Source organism: Halorientalis persicus (assembly GCF_900110215.1).
Taxonomy (GTDB): Archaea; Halobacteriota; Halobacteria; order Halobacteriales; family Haloarculaceae; genus Halorientalis; species Halorientalis persica.
The window spans coordinates 21450-36378 of the sequence record NZ_FOCX01000025.1 but is presented as its reverse complement, the minus strand read 5'-3'; the positions used below and the strand labels follow the sequence as shown (position 1 = coordinate 36378).

At 57.3% G+C, this 14929-nt stretch carries 19 protein-coding genes; 17 read left to right on the top strand and 2 right to left on the bottom strand.

Annotated elements, in window-relative coordinates; genetic code table 11:
* Nucleotides 1-137: 137 nt before the first annotated feature.
* The 9 genes from BMX17_RS19565 (at nt 138) to BMX17_RS19525 (ending at nt 6311) form a co-directional block, all read left to right on the top strand.
* Nucleotides 138-932, top strand: a complete 795-nt coding sequence (locus tag BMX17_RS19565; RefSeq protein ID WP_092663276.1) for a hypothetical protein — start codon at nt 138-140, stop codon at nt 930-932.
* The gene (locus BMX17_RS19560) at nt 922-1848 is read left to right on the top strand and encodes a hypothetical protein (RefSeq protein ID WP_092663274.1); all 927 of its coding nucleotides are present in this window, start codon (nt 922-924) and stop codon (nt 1846-1848) included. The genes BMX17_RS19565 and BMX17_RS19560 overlap by 11 nt, the downstream gene beginning before the upstream one ends.
* Before the next feature lie 213 nt (nt 1849-2061).
* Nucleotides 2062-2610, top strand: coding sequence for a DNA methyltransferase (locus BMX17_RS25340; RefSeq protein ID WP_139203598.1), 549 nt, complete (start codon nt 2062-2064; stop codon nt 2608-2610).
* Nucleotides 2611-3256: 646 nt separating this feature from the next.
* Nucleotides 3257-3709, top strand: a complete 453-nt coding sequence (locus BMX17_RS26365) for a DNA methyltransferase (protein ID WP_170845488.1) — start codon at nt 3257-3259, stop codon at nt 3707-3709.
* Between the two features lie 24 nt (nt 3710-3733).
* Nucleotides 3734-4129, top strand: a complete 396-nt coding sequence (locus BMX17_RS19550; RefSeq protein WP_092663270.1) for a hypothetical protein — start codon at nt 3734-3736, stop codon at nt 4127-4129.
* 54 nt (nt 4130-4183) lie between these two features.
* Nucleotides 4184-4765 carry a hypothetical protein gene (locus tag BMX17_RS19545; RefSeq protein ID WP_092663268.1) on the top strand — a complete coding sequence of 194 codons (582 nt, stop codon included), beginning with the start codon at nt 4184-4186 and terminating at the stop codon, nt 4763-4765.
* 34 nt (nt 4766-4799) lie between these two features.
* Nucleotides 4800-5108, top strand: a complete 309-nt coding sequence (locus tag BMX17_RS19540; RefSeq protein WP_092663266.1) for a hypothetical protein — start codon at nt 4800-4802, stop codon at nt 5106-5108.
* Nucleotides 5109-5112: 4 nt separating this feature from the next.
* Nucleotides 5113-6063, top strand: coding sequence for a Mom family adenine methylcarbamoylation protein (locus BMX17_RS27720; protein WP_449272162.1), 951 nt, complete (start codon nt 5113-5115; stop codon nt 6061-6063).
* A 50-nt stretch (nt 6064-6113) separates the two neighbouring features.
* Entirely contained in the window at nt 6114-6311 is a 198-nt protein-coding gene (locus tag BMX17_RS19525) for a DUF7389 domain-containing protein (RefSeq protein ID WP_092663260.1), read from the top strand.
* A gap of 1 nt (nt 6312) precedes the next feature.
* Here the strand turns inward: BMX17_RS19525 and BMX17_RS19520 are convergent, their stop codons facing one another.
* Both BMX17_RS19520 and BMX17_RS19515 read right to left on the bottom strand, forming a co-directional pair.
* Nucleotides 6313-6741, bottom strand: a complete 429-nt coding sequence (locus BMX17_RS19520; RefSeq protein ID WP_092663258.1) for a DUF7970 domain-containing protein — start codon at nt 6739-6741, stop codon at nt 6313-6315.
* Nucleotides 6741-7676 (bottom strand): ParA family protein, encoded by a 936-nt coding sequence (locus BMX17_RS19515; protein ID WP_092663256.1) that lies wholly within the window; start codon nt 7674-7676, stop codon nt 6741-6743. The genes BMX17_RS19520 and BMX17_RS19515 overlap by 1 nt, the downstream gene beginning before the upstream one ends.
* 479 nt (nt 7677-8155) lie before the next feature.
* Between BMX17_RS19515 and BMX17_RS19510 the strand changes: the two genes are divergently transcribed.
* The 8 genes from BMX17_RS19510 (at nt 8156) to BMX17_RS19475 (ending at nt 14911) form a co-directional block, all read left to right on the top strand.
* Nucleotides 8156-8377: a hypothetical protein gene (locus BMX17_RS19510; RefSeq protein WP_139203594.1), complete on the top strand. Its 222-nt coding sequence runs from the start codon at nt 8156-8158 to the stop codon at nt 8375-8377.
* Nucleotides 8378-8461: 84 nt separating this feature from the next.
* The gene (locus tag BMX17_RS19505) at nt 8462-9796 is read left to right on the top strand and encodes a zinc ribbon domain-containing protein (RefSeq protein WP_092663252.1); all 1335 of its coding nucleotides are present in this window, start codon (nt 8462-8464) and stop codon (nt 9794-9796) included.
* Nucleotides 9797-9828: 32 nt separating this feature from the next.
* Nucleotides 9829-10440, top strand: coding sequence for a hypothetical protein (locus BMX17_RS19500; protein WP_092663250.1), 612 nt, complete (start codon nt 9829-9831; stop codon nt 10438-10440).
* A 37-nt stretch (nt 10441-10477) separates the two neighbouring features.
* Nucleotides 10478-11125 carry a hypothetical protein gene (locus BMX17_RS19495; protein WP_092663248.1) on the top strand — a complete coding sequence of 216 codons (648 nt, stop codon included), beginning with the start codon at nt 10478-10480 and terminating at the stop codon, nt 11123-11125.
* Nucleotides 11126-11308: 183 nt separating this feature from the next.
* A complete protein-coding gene (locus BMX17_RS19490) occupies nt 11309-11719 on the top strand; it encodes a hypothetical protein (protein WP_139203593.1) in 411 nt (136 codons plus the stop codon).
* Nucleotides 11720-11913: 194 nt separating this feature from the next.
* Nucleotides 11914-12870, top strand: a complete 957-nt coding sequence (locus tag BMX17_RS19485) for a DNA N-6-adenine-methyltransferase (RefSeq protein ID WP_170845487.1) — start codon at nt 11914-11916, stop codon at nt 12868-12870.
* A gap of 40 nt (nt 12871-12910) precedes the next feature.
* Nucleotides 12911-13546 carry a hypothetical protein gene (locus BMX17_RS19480; protein ID WP_092663242.1) on the top strand — a complete coding sequence of 212 codons (636 nt, stop codon included), beginning with the start codon at nt 12911-12913 and terminating at the stop codon, nt 13544-13546.
* A gap of 18 nt (nt 13547-13564) precedes the next feature.
* On the top strand, nt 13565-14911 hold the full coding sequence (locus BMX17_RS19475) for a TRM11 family methyltransferase (RefSeq protein WP_092663240.1): 1347 nt from the start codon (nt 13565-13567) through the stop codon (nt 14909-14911).
* Nucleotides 14912-14929 lie beyond the last annotated feature (18 nt).

Below are 14929 nucleotides of genomic sequence, written 5' to 3'. Positions count from 1 at the left end.
TTCATCCCAGTTCCAATGCCATCGATCAAAGCACTCAGAGAATCCTCGACACTGCGGAATCCGCAGTAGTCCCAGATTGCTCTCGCCAGCTTGGGGCTCTGTCGGTGAACTGAGTCAGCTGGTCGCTGGTGAACCATATGCCACAGACAGAACCATCTCCCCGAGACCCAGACGCGGGTTACACCGAGCCGGAGCACGATCCGACAACGCCCCACATCGCACAACTGAACCTCAGCCATCCGAAAAACTACCTCGGCGTCCCACTCGCGGTGTATGCCGACGGAGCAACCACTCGGCACATCACCGACTCGCTCGTTCAGACAGTCGGACACGCCCGACTCGGTGCCGAGGAATTGGGCTTGATCACTCGCGAATTCGAGGTCGGATCTGTCGGTCAGCAGGTCGTCGCCGTCGCGACGGACGAATTCGAGACGTCAACGGCGGCTCTCAGCGCCCTCGAAGACCTCAAAAGATCCCACGCCCGTCTCGCAAAGAAAGCGCCGTTCTGGGCCCGTCTCGGCCAGCGCGTCTATCAGCACTACCTACCTGCCGACTCAATTCTCACTGCCCTCGCGGACTGTGGCGCCGTCGGCATCTCAAACGCAGTCACGCTTCCCGATCTCGTCACCCATCTCACCGAACAGAATATCTCTCTCACCAGTTCGATCTGTCTCCAGAACGGCTGGGAACTCGCACAGCAGGATCAGAAGCCACCAGTCATTCACTCGCCTAACGGTCGCGAACATCCGCTCACGAGCGGTAACGGCTACAGTGGCCAGTTCCAGCATCTAAAGTCGCATCTCTACCACGTCGGGTTCGTAACCGATCCCGGCGTCGATACAGCAACGCTGGATCCAACAGCAGACCGGTGGGCGCTCACCGAAGCGGGCAGTGCAGTTGCAGGTTCCGGGGGTGATCGTGATGCGGAGTGAACAGAGCTACATCAACGAGATCGTCGGTTCGTCCTACGTCGACGTCTTCGCCGCCTCCTACATCCCGCGATATCGGTACCCGAATCGCCTGATGCACGCCGGCAAAGCCCACAACGACATGCGGGCGATGTGTACGCGACTGATCATCGACTCTGCCTACGAAGACGAGAACATGGCCAACGAAGACGTACTCGAATCTGCTCTCAACCAGAGCGCCGACATCGTCATCCCGAAAGACTATCCCGGCGAGCCCGAGCGGACCCTTGAATCGCTCGTCGACTTCCTCAACCGCTACCAGGACGTCGACGGCCGCCGGCCCGAGATCATGCCTGTTCTCCAACCGCCATACGTCGAACACTACGGAGCCCACGAGTCCTTCTACCAGCAATTCAGCCGGCTGGCCATCGGCGGATTGCAGTCACTCAACGACCCGGAGAAGCAGGTCCGTCGAATCAGGGCGATTAGCGACGCCGTCAGTGATCACACCTACCTCCACGCCTTCGGTGTCGGGACCTCACTCACCATGATCCGCGCGATTCGGAACGAACCGAACCTCATCGACAGTTTCGACACTAAGACCGCCGAGTTCGCGATTGTCAACAAGCAGATTCCCGACAAGGAATGGAAACAACGCCAGCTGACGCTGCCCTCTGGTACCGACATCTCGACGGTTAACGGCCAGTTCGCCAAGAGCGTCCTACTGATGGCGAACTATATGTTGACCGACCGCGTCGACGATCCCTGTCTGGAAGAGACCTACCACACCCAAACAAATCTCGATACAGTGCAGGACATGATCGACGACATTCCAACCGAACAGCGCCAGCATCGGTCCCAACTCACACCAAACACCACTGGGAAAACCGATTGTGGGAACGATCAGGCAACAACACAATCCGGGATTCAAAGCTACTAACCGCGAAAATTTGCGTAAATCGTATGTATGCGACCAGTAGTATATTCATTCGCTCAGTGAGAACCTGAGCGCAACGCGATCATCGCCGTTGGTCCGTTGATTGCGGTTCATGACAACTCCGAGCACCCTTACGGGTGCCTCTCTGGTCACCTTTCAGTACGATCTCTGGACGATAGACTGGGCTAGAGATTGTGGACTGGCCATGGCAGTAGCATGGCGACAGAACCAGAGACTGCTATTTCCAGTAGTCCCGTATATACAAGAGAAAACGGGACTGCATACCACGGAGACAGTCGGGAATCACTTCCGGATATCCCAGAGAACAGCGTCGACGCCGTCATCACGTCACCACCATTCGGACTCGCGGATCCCCTCGAATACGGGAATCCGACCGCAGACGACTACCTCGATTGGTTCTATCCCTTCGCCGCGGAATTGGCACGGGTCGTGAAGCCTACGGGGAGCATTCTCATCGAGGTTGGTGGCGGCTGGAAACCAGAGAAACCAGTTCGGACCACCTACCAACACACACTCCCCGCTGTCTTCTGTGGCTCCGAGAACGTCTCTGTAAGCCCACTCTCCGCCCACCAGTCCGATGGTACTGAAGGAGGATACTCTCCCCCCGAGACAACCGACACGGTCTCTCCGCCCCAGCGGGCCCGCCACGTCGGCAGACTGACCGAGGGTGTCATAGAACGGTTCTCATGGCTATCGACGGATTCAGCGTTACCGGCTCCAAGCCTGCTGTCTGCGGCTCCATAGAAACCACAGTCGCTACGTCGAATAACGCCAACTGAGCAAGAATGGTCACTATACAGGAGTAAAATTCCTATCTTTGAACGATTCTAAGAGTCGTGCACCTAGTGCACGCTCTTCTACGTCTGTTACTCTCTAAAAAGATAATGAATATGACTGTACCATGTGAAGACTTCTATGACACGCTGTGACGTGGTATAATCCCGGCACAGATCCGAACGACTCGCAGGAATACGCGAAAAACCGGAAAACGCGCGTTCGGTGCATGGCCAATCCAATCCACTGGTTCACACCACTCGGCGGCGACAACGATTCCGCCCCGCCGCTGAAGGCCCCGGTCCAAGGCTCGTTCAACATCGACGTCGACGACACAGCTTGGGGGCTGTCCAACCGGTCTGCCGGAACAGTTCCCGATGCCGCCCATCCGAGTGACTTCGAAATTCCGGGCAACTTCGTCGCTCAGCCATCGGACCTACAGACGCACCCCTCGGACCGCGATTTGCCCCCACTACCACATCTGGCAACACTCCGATCACCGTCGGTATCGAAAGACACTTTCGTCGATGCAAAGCGCACGTTGGACCAATTCGTTCGCGCAAAACTCGGGCTTCGCGATGCCCGGCCAGACCCAGGTCGTCTCCCAGACCCGACCATGCTCGGCATCAACACTGCGACACTCCGAAAGCATCTCTCGAAGTTCTGCGATCCCTCCCCACTCGATGGGAGCGCTCTCCTGTCCTACTACCGGTTCGTCGAGGTCATGCTGGACAGAGAACCAGCCGCGCTCTCCATCTCAAACACCGCATCGAATACGAAATATCTCCAGATGTGCCGAGAAGCAGGCCGTGACTGGCATCCTGCACGCTTCCCCAGCAAGCTGGTCGAGTACCTCGTTCCACGCGTCTCCAAACCCGGTGACGTCATTCTCGATCCCTTCGCCGGATCGAATGTCGTCGGCGCCGTCGCCGCCGAACACGATCGGGGATGGATAGCTATCGACACCAACCGTGAGTATCTCGAAACGTCCGAGTTCCGGTTCCAGTCCCGAGACGCTGTTTCCAACGCTGACGAACACCAGGAGACGCTTGGAGCCTTCTCTACATGATTGTGGCCCGGTGAGGAGAGTGCCATGTCCACCGAAGAAGCCGGCGAAGCGGAGTCTAACACAACCGACAACCTCTACTCCAACCGACCTGAGCCTCTCTCAGAGGTCCAGCGACAACGAATCGTCCGCGACATCGCCAGCTGGAAGTGCGAACTGGAACGCGATTCACGCTCAGAATTCACGCACAAGGATCTCGTTGAGTTCTGCAACGAGCTATTGGGTCTATCTGACGCCCAACTCTACCAACGGTGGGACACCACCGTCGGCGAATGGGTCCTCTCACGAGATGCTATCGTACGCCCCCGGACCGTCGATGATGAAACCTTCCTCGAGTACCAACTCGGCCTACTGCTCCTAGGCAAAGAGACAGAATACGGATTCCTGAACCCAGTTTCGATCCCGCCAGAAGCTTGCGCCTGACTGGCGATGGGCGGTCCGGTATAGAGAGTTGAGTATTCGCAGATGGGGCGACACATGGATATCCCAGACACAGACCTGTCCATTCCATTCGTGGAAAAAGGCGACGTCGTCCGGCTCAAGCGGCCATACTGGCCAGATGCGTCGTCGCTCCACCCGAGCGTCAACAAGGCTCTCTCACGGCTTCTAATCAATCACTCTGATATCGATACGGGAGACGCCGAGAAGCCGGAAAAAGTCAGTCCCGCCCTCTGTCGGCAGGACGAACACGCCCACGAAATCCTCAATTGGACGCACGGAACGGTCGTCGAAATACTCGATCGCTACACTGGCGGTGAACTGGACTGGAAAGCTGTCGATCAGTTCCAAACCGCAAGCCGGACCGGCGACAAAGCGTCACGGCCTGTCCGGAATGTCGCACTCCAGTTGCACAATCCGAGTACCGGCCTCGTGTACTACGACAACGGAGCGGGACATCGAGGAATCCCCTCCTACGTCGATTTCCACACCGCTCAGCTGTCGCTCATCCAGAAGCACAACCGATCCTACGAGCAGCGAACAACAGATATCGCAAATCTGCATCGGTCGCTCGGGATCAACGAGGCGGAACACCACGATCCCCACTTCGACGCAGAGTAACCGATCAGTTCATAAACCAACATACGATTCATCAATGACCGAACCATCAACCCGATCGGAAGACGACACGACGACTCGATACGCCATCCTCGGCGAAACGCTCCACACCGACCAGCGGAACTGGGAAATCCTCGGCTACGCCTACGAATTCGACGGCCCCAGCCTCCAACACCCGGCACTGTACGAGGGAGAAGTGACCACTGCAGACATCGAAGTAAACGGTCCCTCCGTCGCAGAAGCCGTTCTGGAAACAGCGGGCATCAAACGAATTGAACTCGTCGACGACGAGATCCGAATCCGACGAGCACCGCAAGACGATACAATCGACTGCTCGCTTCCCTAATATCATGCCGAAGACCTCTCAGCAGGGCGGAACGCGGGCACTGACCACGTTCCGACAGTCCGAACAACAGGACTTCTTAGATAACGACGGCGAAGTCCAACACCCGCCATCGTCTCTGGGCGAGCGTGACATATTCCACCGCACAGTCTCGGACACGCAAGAACATACATACGAAGGGGAAAATGGAGACGCTCACGTCAAAGAGGTCTTCGCAACGTACACTCGACACCGTATCGTCGGGTTTCACCGGAAGGACGGTGTCTGGTACACACAGTTCGCCAACCGACTCCCCTGCAAGGCGGCCCCTCTGGCAGCTGCAGTCCACTCTGCTGACCATGATTGGCGAACAACGCCACCGCCCGAAATGCCTCATCATCCAACCCCCAATGAACGTCCAGGGGATAGCCCCGAATGGGCATACTCACGCTGGGAACAGCCAAAGATCGGTGCTGAAGATGCGTACCCAACGGCGGAGACGTGCAGTGATCTCGCCTTTGCACGGATTCACGGAGAGGGAGCAAATCGAATCGTCAACCAGTTTCTCTGCGGAGCAGCGGATGGACAGGTCTGGCACCGACAAAATGGCGTCCACGGCTGGCGGTACGCATTCATCGCGACCGTCGACGGCTACCTGACCTCGGCCGCGGTCGTGGAACACCCACACAACAACTCGATCGACAATTACGACGGCACACTATATCTGACCCGTCTTGCGAACCATCCCAACCGGCCACAGAACACGAGTTCGTGGATGCTCGCACGGGTTCGGGGTTGGCTGCGCCACAACACGGACTATGACCGGCTCATCGCCCTCGCCGGTATCGACGGGAACGACGGGACGTGCTACAAGGCCGCCGACTTCGAGTACGAGGGTGAGAAGACAGTCACAGCCAGTTCTGACACGGTCTACAGTCACGACTGGACGAAGACGAAGTGGACAACGGCGCTCAGTTGAGTTGAGGGACTGCGAGTGGAGCAGCCGCCTTAGAGCGGCCGAATCAAACAATGTCAGCAGAACCCGAAGACGATACTGGCGCACGAATCGAAGCCCGGCTGAAGCGTGGCGAAGGGACTCGCGACGAGGACCGGATCACCATCGAAGGGTCCGGACCCACCGCCGAAGACGCCAAAGACGAGTTCGAAGAGTTGCTCGAAGAGTACGAAGAAGAATACAGCGAGCGAATTCGCGAGATCCAGCCGTAGGCTACTCGAAGTAGCCGTAGCCGATAGCCCTCATCTCGGTGAGGAACGAGTCGTCATCGTCCAAGTCACACCGCAGTGCCGCAAGTTGGACATCAGTTTCGTACACCTTTTCATCAAACTCGTCTTCTGCCAGCTGGACCAATTCACGGATGCGCCGCTCATCCTCATCACCAACATAAATCGTCAAGGCAGACCGGTTTTCCTGGGGGCTGTCGTACCGTACTCGGTGCGGGATTTCCTGTTCATTGCCTGTACCACTGTCCGAAGCCTGCTTATCGGCCGTACCAGCCGAAGACTCCCCATTCTCGGCCCTCTGGGAAGATGTCGAAGGAGTTGTCCTGCTTTCTGATTCTTGTCCGTCAGCGTCCTCTTTTTCATCCAGTCCATCATCCACGCCGTCGACCTTGTAACGCTCTTCCTTACTCCCCATTAGACTTCAGCCTCCGTTGAAGAATCGCCTTCGTCCAGCAGTTTCTCCGGCTCAGCGTCGCCCATCCGCTCGTCTTTCACGTCGTCCCACTTCTCGACAGCCTCATCGTAGGAGTAATCGCCGGTCATCCAGCGGCCAATGACCTTGAACGCGAGCGGGACGTGTTCTTCGTACTCGCGGAGATCGCGAGTCTCATCCGAGTCGATGAACTGGAAGATGTCCATGTTCTTGTCCCACGTATATCGAAGCAAGCTGTGCTCGGGAATCGAGAACGGACTCATAGGAATATCGTCACCCTCGAATTCCTCGCGGTATTCCTCGAAAATCTTGGCGTTACCGACACGAGACGGGACCACACCCGCAATCGCAATGTCAACGCCGACGCCATCAAACCCAGAACTCATAGCGTCGATCGTAGCCTCCAGCCCCTTCTGTGACGCCCGGCCTTTCGGGCTCAGTTCCAGGGGGACCATCACATTTCGCGCCGCGAAGACAGCATTGTCGACGAGCTCGCCGAGAGCAGCATTGCAGTCCACCAAGAAATAGTCGTACTCACTGGCAAGGTCCTCGATGATGTCTCGGATGACGCCAAACCGATCAAGGCCATAGAACCCGGCTTCGTCGAGTTTCGAGTCGAAGTTGGCGAGGCTTTCATGTCCTGGCAATAGATCGAAATGCGGGGTTTCGACCATTATCTCGTGCGGATCCGTCCCCTCGAAAAAGACATCCATGATAGTCGTCTCAACCGTATTTTCCTCGGTGTCATGATCGAGATGCCCAAATCCTGCGTAGTGAGTGAGCGCACCCCGCTGCGGGTCAAGATCGATCACTAAAACGTCGTAGTCATCTCGCCCAATGGCTGCAGCAGTGTTCATCGCATTGGTTGTTTTACCGGGACCTCCACTCTCAGACCACCACACATACGTACGTGGCATACCGGAGACTACTCCATCATCTAATAAAAAACTACGTCAGACATTCATATACCAGCCTGGTTAATTAAACGCGTTATCCACCAACCGATTAGACAGCTTAGCCATAATCAGACAGGCCAGTCCGTCAATGGATAGATAAGCCACTAAATCAATTGGCAAACCGGTCAATAAACTCAGTAGATTATTATTCAATAAACCGTCTCTGAAGTACTCTACGCCCGTCTAGAAGCGATTTAGAGATTGAGCGAATGCTGGAAAAGTCGTCCAATAGCCCTCGGGGAAATCCCCGAAGTCACACGCTCCTTTGGAACTCATCCATTGTGGCCGATTTCCGCGGCCACCATGTGAAGTCAGATTCTCACTAGTGAAAATGGTTCCGTTATATTTCCGAATTTGGCCGTCTTGGGGTGCGATATTTGCCGTTTTTACATTATCTCTAAGTGAAATTGGGTTGGGTCATGGCAATCTGGGTGATCGTAATGGGAGATGCAGCCCGCAGTCACGCACGGACTCGCTTTCGCAAGGCCCTCGAACAGAACTTCGAGAACGAAAACAGAGAACGGAACGAAGTGTACGACGAAGCCATCAACCGACTGCTTCGGATCAGTGGTGACGTAAAGGCAATCGACCAGATCGCTTACGACATCGCAGAGAATCCCGACGAGATTGGTTTCCCCGGTGACGAGAGCTACCCGAAGTAGATACAGTTTGATCAACGGGGTACAGACCCCATCAGTACGATAAGACACGGAGTTGGGGGTCGGCGGGGGTAGTGGAGATTTTCGATGCCCTCACCCGATGAATTGGACTTCGTCTGGACAGTCTCATCTGGGTCTTCCAGGAAGGCACTTCGGGCTTTGTCCAAAGACGACCACACGGAAACACTCGATGAAACTCCGTTTGATCCAGCTGCTTTCAACGCCCCGGAATACGCGATGGTGTCCTACGCGACGAAGATGAACGAACCCTGGGACGGGCCCAGTTGGATTCTGGACTCAGGCGGCTATTCGACGCTTTCCTCAAACCCTGAATACGAGACCTCGATTTCTGATTATATCACGTTTATCGAAGAGCGTGACGACCTGATCGAGCATTTCGCACTCAGGGACTGGGCCTGCGAACCGGATCTACTCCGCCGGTGGGACCGGTCAGTGACGCAACATCAACAGTGGACACTCCGCGACCACATCGAAACGATCGAAGCTGCATCGAACCGCGGACTCGACGCCGACCCTGTCGCCGTACTCCAAGGCTACGACGTGCGAGAGTACCTGGAGCATTTGGATCTCTTGCAGGACCACGGACTGATCACCGACAAGATGGGGATCGGTAGCGTGTGCCGGCGCGGCCAAACCGAACGAATCCGCAATACAGTCTTACGGGTCCGTGACGCACTCCCCTCTCGCGTCGATCTGCACGGGTTTGGCGTCAAGCAGACCGTGATGAACTCACCAGACATCCTTGCTGCACTCGATAGTGTCGATAGCAATGCGTGGGACTCTCGGCTTTACTACGACGCGACAACGACAGCCCACGAGGGCCCCAAACACTTCCAAGACGAGTGGGTCAACTACCGCAAACCCGAGTATCCCTCCTTCAACTGGGTGAACATGCTCATCGCTTATCGCGACTACCGCCGTGACGTCGATGCTGTTATTTCAGAAGCCGCGGCAATCAACCCCGACGTCGATACGACCGGAGTGACAGTCACTAGCATTGGAGACTACACTTCAGGAGACTACGACGTAGACGAGTACGTCCGAATCAAATGCCTCTGTGGAAAGGTCTTGGACCCAGGCCGTCCAGCGGCCAAGCTCTCGGGCCGCTGTCGGCACTGTGAGGGGACTGCACTCAACATTTGGGACCTACAGCTGTCTAACCGAGAACAAGCGCTCTACGGCCCATACGACTACCGTTGCATCGACTGTGGAACGGAGCTCCCCTTCGATACGCTCATCGAAGATGGTGAAACCTACTGCTGTCCTGACTGCGGAGCCGATATCGTCGACGAGGAGGAGGTCCATAACCCCCTCGCGAATGTAGGGGAACCAACTGCCCAGGCCGCGGTCAGTCATCAGGCCGACGCAAGCGAGCAGACGACGCTTTCGGAGATCCAGTAATGCAGGTTGCGGAACGGCAGCAGAGGTGAACGATGGCAACCGAGACCGACGATCGGGAGTGTCCAATCTGTGGCGACGGATCGATGCCAATCTGTGATCGTTGCGGTTGGGCAACGGAGGAAGAACGCGGGATTGACGAAATCCCGCACCGGCTGACGCCAGCTGCCCAGGCGCTCGGAGAAGACGTCGTCCCGGTCGAGCACGGGTTCGACGGCTTCGGACCCCTCCGTCGCCTCACATCTGCATCGGAGCAACGCCTCGCCGTCGCTGGGTACAACCATCAGCACGTCGGCGTCGAATGCGTGTCGCTCACCGAATGGAAAGCCAAGCGGCAGGCCGCCACGAGGACGCCGCTTTTCGAGTATCTGCTACGCGATAGCGTCGAGGTACATCTCTGGTTCTATACTGCGTATCACGGCTACACGTCCATCGGAGCGCTCAGAGAGAACTGTACGGGTGAGAACAAAACTGCAGCCGGGAGTGAACATCAGGTAGTGAAAACGTTCGACTGGTTGCAGTCAGTGAACGCCCCCACCGAATACCCGGCATCGGCCCCGATCGAGTCGAAACCGAAGTCCCGGTCCGTCGACGTCGATGTCCCCGATCAAGAAGACACGTCACAATCCTCGCTGGCGGACCTGTAGCTCGTCGAGCATTGGGGTACAGCCACCGGAGTGAGTCATGAGCGAAAGCGCGAACCAGCCCGAAGACGGGACCGTTTCGCTAGACGTCCCCGCCGCAAAGCATAGCATCTCTATCGAGTACCAGCAGTACTTCGAAGACGAGATATTGATCGAAGGGGGGAACATCATTGAAGTACAGGACACTGACGGCTATTTCGGTCAGAACGAGACGATAAGCTGCGAATGTGGCGAGACGTTCCTGTCACGCCCGTCGGCACGAGAGCACCTGGAAGAAGTGGTGGAGCAACACAACGGACTACCGTTACCCAATCTTCCTGAGCAGGTGGTATGGGAAAAGGGAGAAACGACAACCGTCAAGAAGGCTACCATCGTTCCAGGAGCGGGCAGAGGGATAGGGAAGGTCGTCGACAACGATGACCACCTCAAAGCGACTGCTCAAAAGCAGATCAGCCCTCCCGAAGCATACGGCTTCGAGGACTGGGAGGAGCTCCAAGAAGGCGGGACGCTCCATAACAAGGAATTCGGACCCCTATTCAGAGAAGGTCTTCTCAAACGGGCGCTGGGATGGGTGACCGAACGAGCCATGCTCTACGATCCGGATCGGTACACGATCTACTTCCGCGGGCACGAGGAGTTGTTGCTCGAAGGACCAGAACGAGCGGTCGTCGTGGCCCCGGTCAAATAATAATTCCCGACGTGAATCCATCGGGTTTCTGCACGATAACCTCTCCAAATAGGAACCTCCGATGCCTTTCTCTACACGCTCTGTGGTCTTTGGAAATGTGTTTGAAAGCGCAGTCGATGAACATCCCGGCCCCAGAGATTGCAGTAAGCTATACAGGTGGACTACTCTAACGATCTAGACACGATGGTACACCCCGACCCCGGAAAACTCCAAGATACGGCCAACTACGCCGAGGCCGTAATTGATGACGGCATCGACACGAGTAATGTCCGGGCGCTTGCGGAGATGCGAAATGCGTTCAGACGGTTAGAGAAAAAGGCTAAAAAAGCCCGTCAGGAAGTGATAGAGGCTGCATTAGATGACGGAGTGGACGTCGGAGACAACGTGGCCGGAGTACGAAGGGTAGGAAGTGAACACCCCAAAGTGATAGATAAATCGACTGCCCTGCAGATGCTCGAGGACGCCGACGCGGATCCAGCAGAGGCAGTGACTGTTAACGCCAGACAGTTCATCGATGCTGTAGATGGGACCAACGTCGACCCATCGAAGGTCATCGATTACGAGACGCGGACTCAATACCGCCGAACCGACTGAGAGAGCAAGCAAACCGAAGAGACTCAGAATCCCACGTATATCGCAACTGGAGACACGGGGGGCTGGTATCGGGACGTTGCGGGTCTGCGGGCCGGGTGATGACCGACAAGTCGCAGTCAACCACACTCTCCAACTTCGGCCCAAGTCAGACCGAGACGGACGAGAGCTCAGCGCACGAAACTCGATCTGAACAGATGCCCGGCGTGGGCGGGAGCAACGAACGGGGGACGCCACGCTGGCTGGCTCGGCGACTCTCCGATGCGGTAGGCGGTTTCGACCTGGACCCCGCCACGCGCAGTGAGACGGAACCATTCCCAATCGCAGAACACCGATTCACGCCTGCCGACAACGGCCTCAAGCAAGACTGGTTTGGAGCGGTCTACGTGAATCCCCCGTTCGAGCGGGGCGTGATCGACGAGTGGGCCGAGAAAATCCACACCGAAGCTAACCGAGAAAGTGTGCAATTGATCGTCTGTCTCATCGCGTCGACGGGGCTTTCAGCCGACTGGTTCGAGGAACACATCGCAGACGCGGACTATCTGTGCGCCCTGAATCAACGGCTCAGTTTCAGCAATACGTCGGGGTCATCGCCTTTCGCCCCGCTGTTGGCCGCCTTCGGGGCCGTTCCCGACAGTCTTCTGGAAACCTTCGACGACATCGGGACGCTCTGGGAGCGTCACGAAATCAAGACACTCGCCGACCAGGGCTCGCTCAACGATATCCACACCGCGGACGGTGGCGTCGCTCCGGCGCGGGCCTCTGCTGTCCAGCCGACCGCTGGGCCGAACGCTCAAGCGCCGGGGGTGAAGGTTTCGCTCGCAACGGGCGACCACGCTGCCCGCCCGATCGACCTTGGCGAGTTACGGCGAGGAACCAGCCTCACTATCGAGTTCCGCGACACACTCGGCGTCCCCGCCGAATTGCGTCCAGAAGTCCAGGCGGACGTTATCGCAGTCGACGACCCGCGAACCGAATCCATCTTCGACCCCGAAGATCCGGAAGCCGTGTCGCTCAGTTGCGTCGACGAAGAGGGACGACTGTATGCCGTCCAACAGAACCTCCGGCACCTCGGCGATATCACCGTCACCGTCGAGAACGACGGGCAGTGGGACCGATCACCCCCCGCAGAACAACTCGTAGTTGCCCCCTGATCGCCGGCGCAGGATTGAGACTAAGCGATCCAATTGAACCATGCCTGACTTCCGGACCATCTCGGGAGAGGACGTTCAAGACGGACACGTCCCCCCGCGAGACGACCAGACCGGCCACACGATCAAAGATGTGGCTTGGTACATCGATCAACACACGAGCGAAGACTGGCACGTCGACAAAGCCGGCTTCCGCCAGCCCGCAAAAGTGAAGCGAATCTGCCTACTCGTTCGGTTAGTCCACGAAAGCGGAACGACGGTCGAGTGTCTCCCAATCGATCCGTGGGGACACCATCCCGGCCAGAAGATGTACCGGGCACACCGAATCGTCGCGAGCGGCGACCACGACGAACTCCCCGCTGTCGTCACTCCCCGGAGCGATCTCAGACAGTTCACGAACGAGACCCGATTCGGACACCTCCCGCTGCCGGAGTCGCTTTCGGAACAGACGAGAACCGACCCGCACACGGTCCTCAAATTCCACGATCGGGACCACGTTGCCGACATCGACCAGACAATCCACGAGAACGGGGGCAAGCACGGACGCGGCTATACCGTGAAAGACGAGAAGGAGGCCGAGATTTGCCTGCTGCTCGTCGCCCAGTGGCTGACGAGCGTCTACAATGCCCAGGAGACGTTCGGCTCGCTCGTCGCGATGCCGCAAGAACTGGCCGACTAATCACCAGAGAGTCTAAAGATGCGCCCCATTCCACTTTCTGACGCCGATCGCGGCCTGTTGCACGGCCGCCTGTCCGGCCCCCTCGATACGGTCGCGACGGCAGAGCGAGACTACCTAGGTAAGCACGTCTCCGGAGAGACGCTTGTCGTCGGCGGATGCGAAGACCGTACCCAAGAGTACGCCGACGTCGTCTCACAGGTAACTGGGCGCAAGCCCACGGTTCGTGTGTCAAGCGCGACGACTGCCGATGCTGTGAAGGCCAACGAGTGGTTTCCAGACGAGTCGCCAACGTACGACTCGATCATCTATACGAAGTCGAAGATGGCATGGTTCGCCCGGCCAACCGAATTCCACCGCCTTTCGGAACTATTGGCGACGGGCGGGACGCTGCTTTCCTCGGCGAAATGGGTCCCGGACTCAGACCGGCTACAGATGGAGCAGATTGACCTATTGGACCCACTGGGCTTCGAACCGCCGCAAAGCTATCTTCGATTTTCGCGGGTCCAATCCACCTTCGAAGACAGTTGGACCCCTCAGTCAGGAGAGACACGGGGTGATGGGGGCGTGGTCATGCAGCAACAGCAGGGCAGGGGAACAGGCCCTCCGAGAAGACTCCCCCGTCCGTTCGACACCGACGAGGAACAACGCGGATTCCGAGAAGGCTGGGCGTGGCACGAGCAGTTACGCGAAACGGTCAAACAGTTAGTTGCAGACGCCGGCACGGTCGCGAACATCTGCTGCGGAAGCAACCGCCTCGGTGATATTCGAATCGACCTCACTAAAGAATACACGAATCGAGGGGGGACGGGGCAGACAGCAGCCACACACCTTGGCGACGGTCGCAATCTCCCCCTCCAAGACGGCGCCGTCGACGCCGTCATCACCGACCCGCCGTGGAAGATACCGTACGAGGAGCGTGTAGCCCTCTTTTCCGAAGCTGTCCGAGTAGCCCGCGAGACGGTTATCGTCAACGCATGGTGGATTCCGGTCCACCCCTTCGTCACACTCAATCGGATCATCCCGACGACTGCGAACGTGTCGGAGACTGATCTTGGCGGTCCAGGTGGGCTCTCGTTCCTCTCAGTATACGACGTCGATGGGCAGCAATCAAAACACAACTACTCCCTATCCGACCATTTCGAGATCGGCGGCCGGAAGGCGATGAGCGAAATCGTCACGGACTGTCTCCAACAGCACAATCACCCCAACATCGATCCACGAATCCGTACGACACCGAGCGCGTTTGCCTGTCAGCACTGTGGAACCGCGCCCAACGGATCAACCCGTATCGTCGGTAACGAAACGATTCATCACTGCCCAGAGTGCGGATTCCCGAACCGGTTTGAGGACCTCAAACCAGCCTGAGAAATTGAGTCAGTGCGA

Excerpts from the sequence above, each read along its gene's own strand:
- BMX17_RS19565 (WP_092663276.1), top strand. The coding sequence starts at position 138 with ATGCCACAGACAGAACCATCTCCCCGAGACCCAGACGCGGGTTACACC.
- BMX17_RS19560 (WP_092663274.1), top strand. The coding sequence starts at position 922 with ATGCGGAGTGAACAGAGCTACATCAACGAGATCGTCGGTTCGTCCTAC.
- BMX17_RS25340 (WP_139203598.1), top strand. The coding sequence starts at position 2,062 with ATGGCGACAGAACCAGAGACTGCTATTTCCAGTAGTCCCGTATATACA.
- BMX17_RS26365 (WP_170845488.1), top strand. The coding sequence starts at position 3,257 with ATGCTCGGCATCAACACTGCGACACTCCGAAAGCATCTCTCGAAGTTC.
- BMX17_RS19550 (WP_092663270.1), top strand. The coding sequence starts at position 3,734 with ATGTCCACCGAAGAAGCCGGCGAAGCGGAGTCTAACACAACCGACAAC.
- BMX17_RS19545 (WP_092663268.1), top strand. The coding sequence starts at position 4,184 with ATGGATATCCCAGACACAGACCTGTCCATTCCATTCGTGGAAAAAGGC.
- BMX17_RS19540 (WP_092663266.1), top strand. The coding sequence starts at position 4,800 with ATGACCGAACCATCAACCCGATCGGAAGACGACACGACGACTCGATAC.
- BMX17_RS27720 (WP_449272162.1), top strand. The coding sequence starts at position 5,113 with ATGCCGAAGACCTCTCAGCAGGGCGGAACGCGGGCACTGACCACGTTC.
- BMX17_RS19525 (WP_092663260.1), top strand. The coding sequence starts at position 6,114 with ATGTCAGCAGAACCCGAAGACGATACTGGCGCACGAATCGAAGCCCGG.
- BMX17_RS19520 (WP_092663258.1), bottom strand. The coding sequence starts at position 6,741 with ATGGGGAGTAAGGAAGAGCGTTACAAGGTCGACGGCGTGGATGATGGA.
- BMX17_RS19515 (WP_092663256.1), bottom strand. The coding sequence starts at position 7,676 with ATGCCACGTACGTATGTGTGGTGGTCTGAGAGTGGAGGTCCCGGTAAA.
- BMX17_RS19510 (WP_139203594.1), top strand. The coding sequence starts at position 8,156 with ATGGGAGATGCAGCCCGCAGTCACGCACGGACTCGCTTTCGCAAGGCC.
- BMX17_RS19505 (WP_092663252.1), top strand. The coding sequence starts at position 8,462 with ATGCCCTCACCCGATGAATTGGACTTCGTCTGGACAGTCTCATCTGGG.
- BMX17_RS19500 (WP_092663250.1), top strand. The coding sequence starts at position 9,829 with ATGGCAACCGAGACCGACGATCGGGAGTGTCCAATCTGTGGCGACGGA.
- BMX17_RS19495 (WP_092663248.1), top strand. The coding sequence starts at position 10,478 with ATGAGCGAAAGCGCGAACCAGCCCGAAGACGGGACCGTTTCGCTAGAC.
- BMX17_RS19490 (WP_139203593.1), top strand. The coding sequence starts at position 11,309 with ATGGTACACCCCGACCCCGGAAAACTCCAAGATACGGCCAACTACGCC.
- BMX17_RS19485 (WP_170845487.1), top strand. The coding sequence starts at position 11,914 with ATGCCCGGCGTGGGCGGGAGCAACGAACGGGGGACGCCACGCTGGCTG.
- BMX17_RS19480 (WP_092663242.1), top strand. The coding sequence starts at position 12,911 with ATGCCTGACTTCCGGACCATCTCGGGAGAGGACGTTCAAGACGGACAC.
- BMX17_RS19475 (WP_092663240.1), top strand. The coding sequence starts at position 13,565 with ATGCGCCCCATTCCACTTTCTGACGCCGATCGCGGCCTGTTGCACGGC.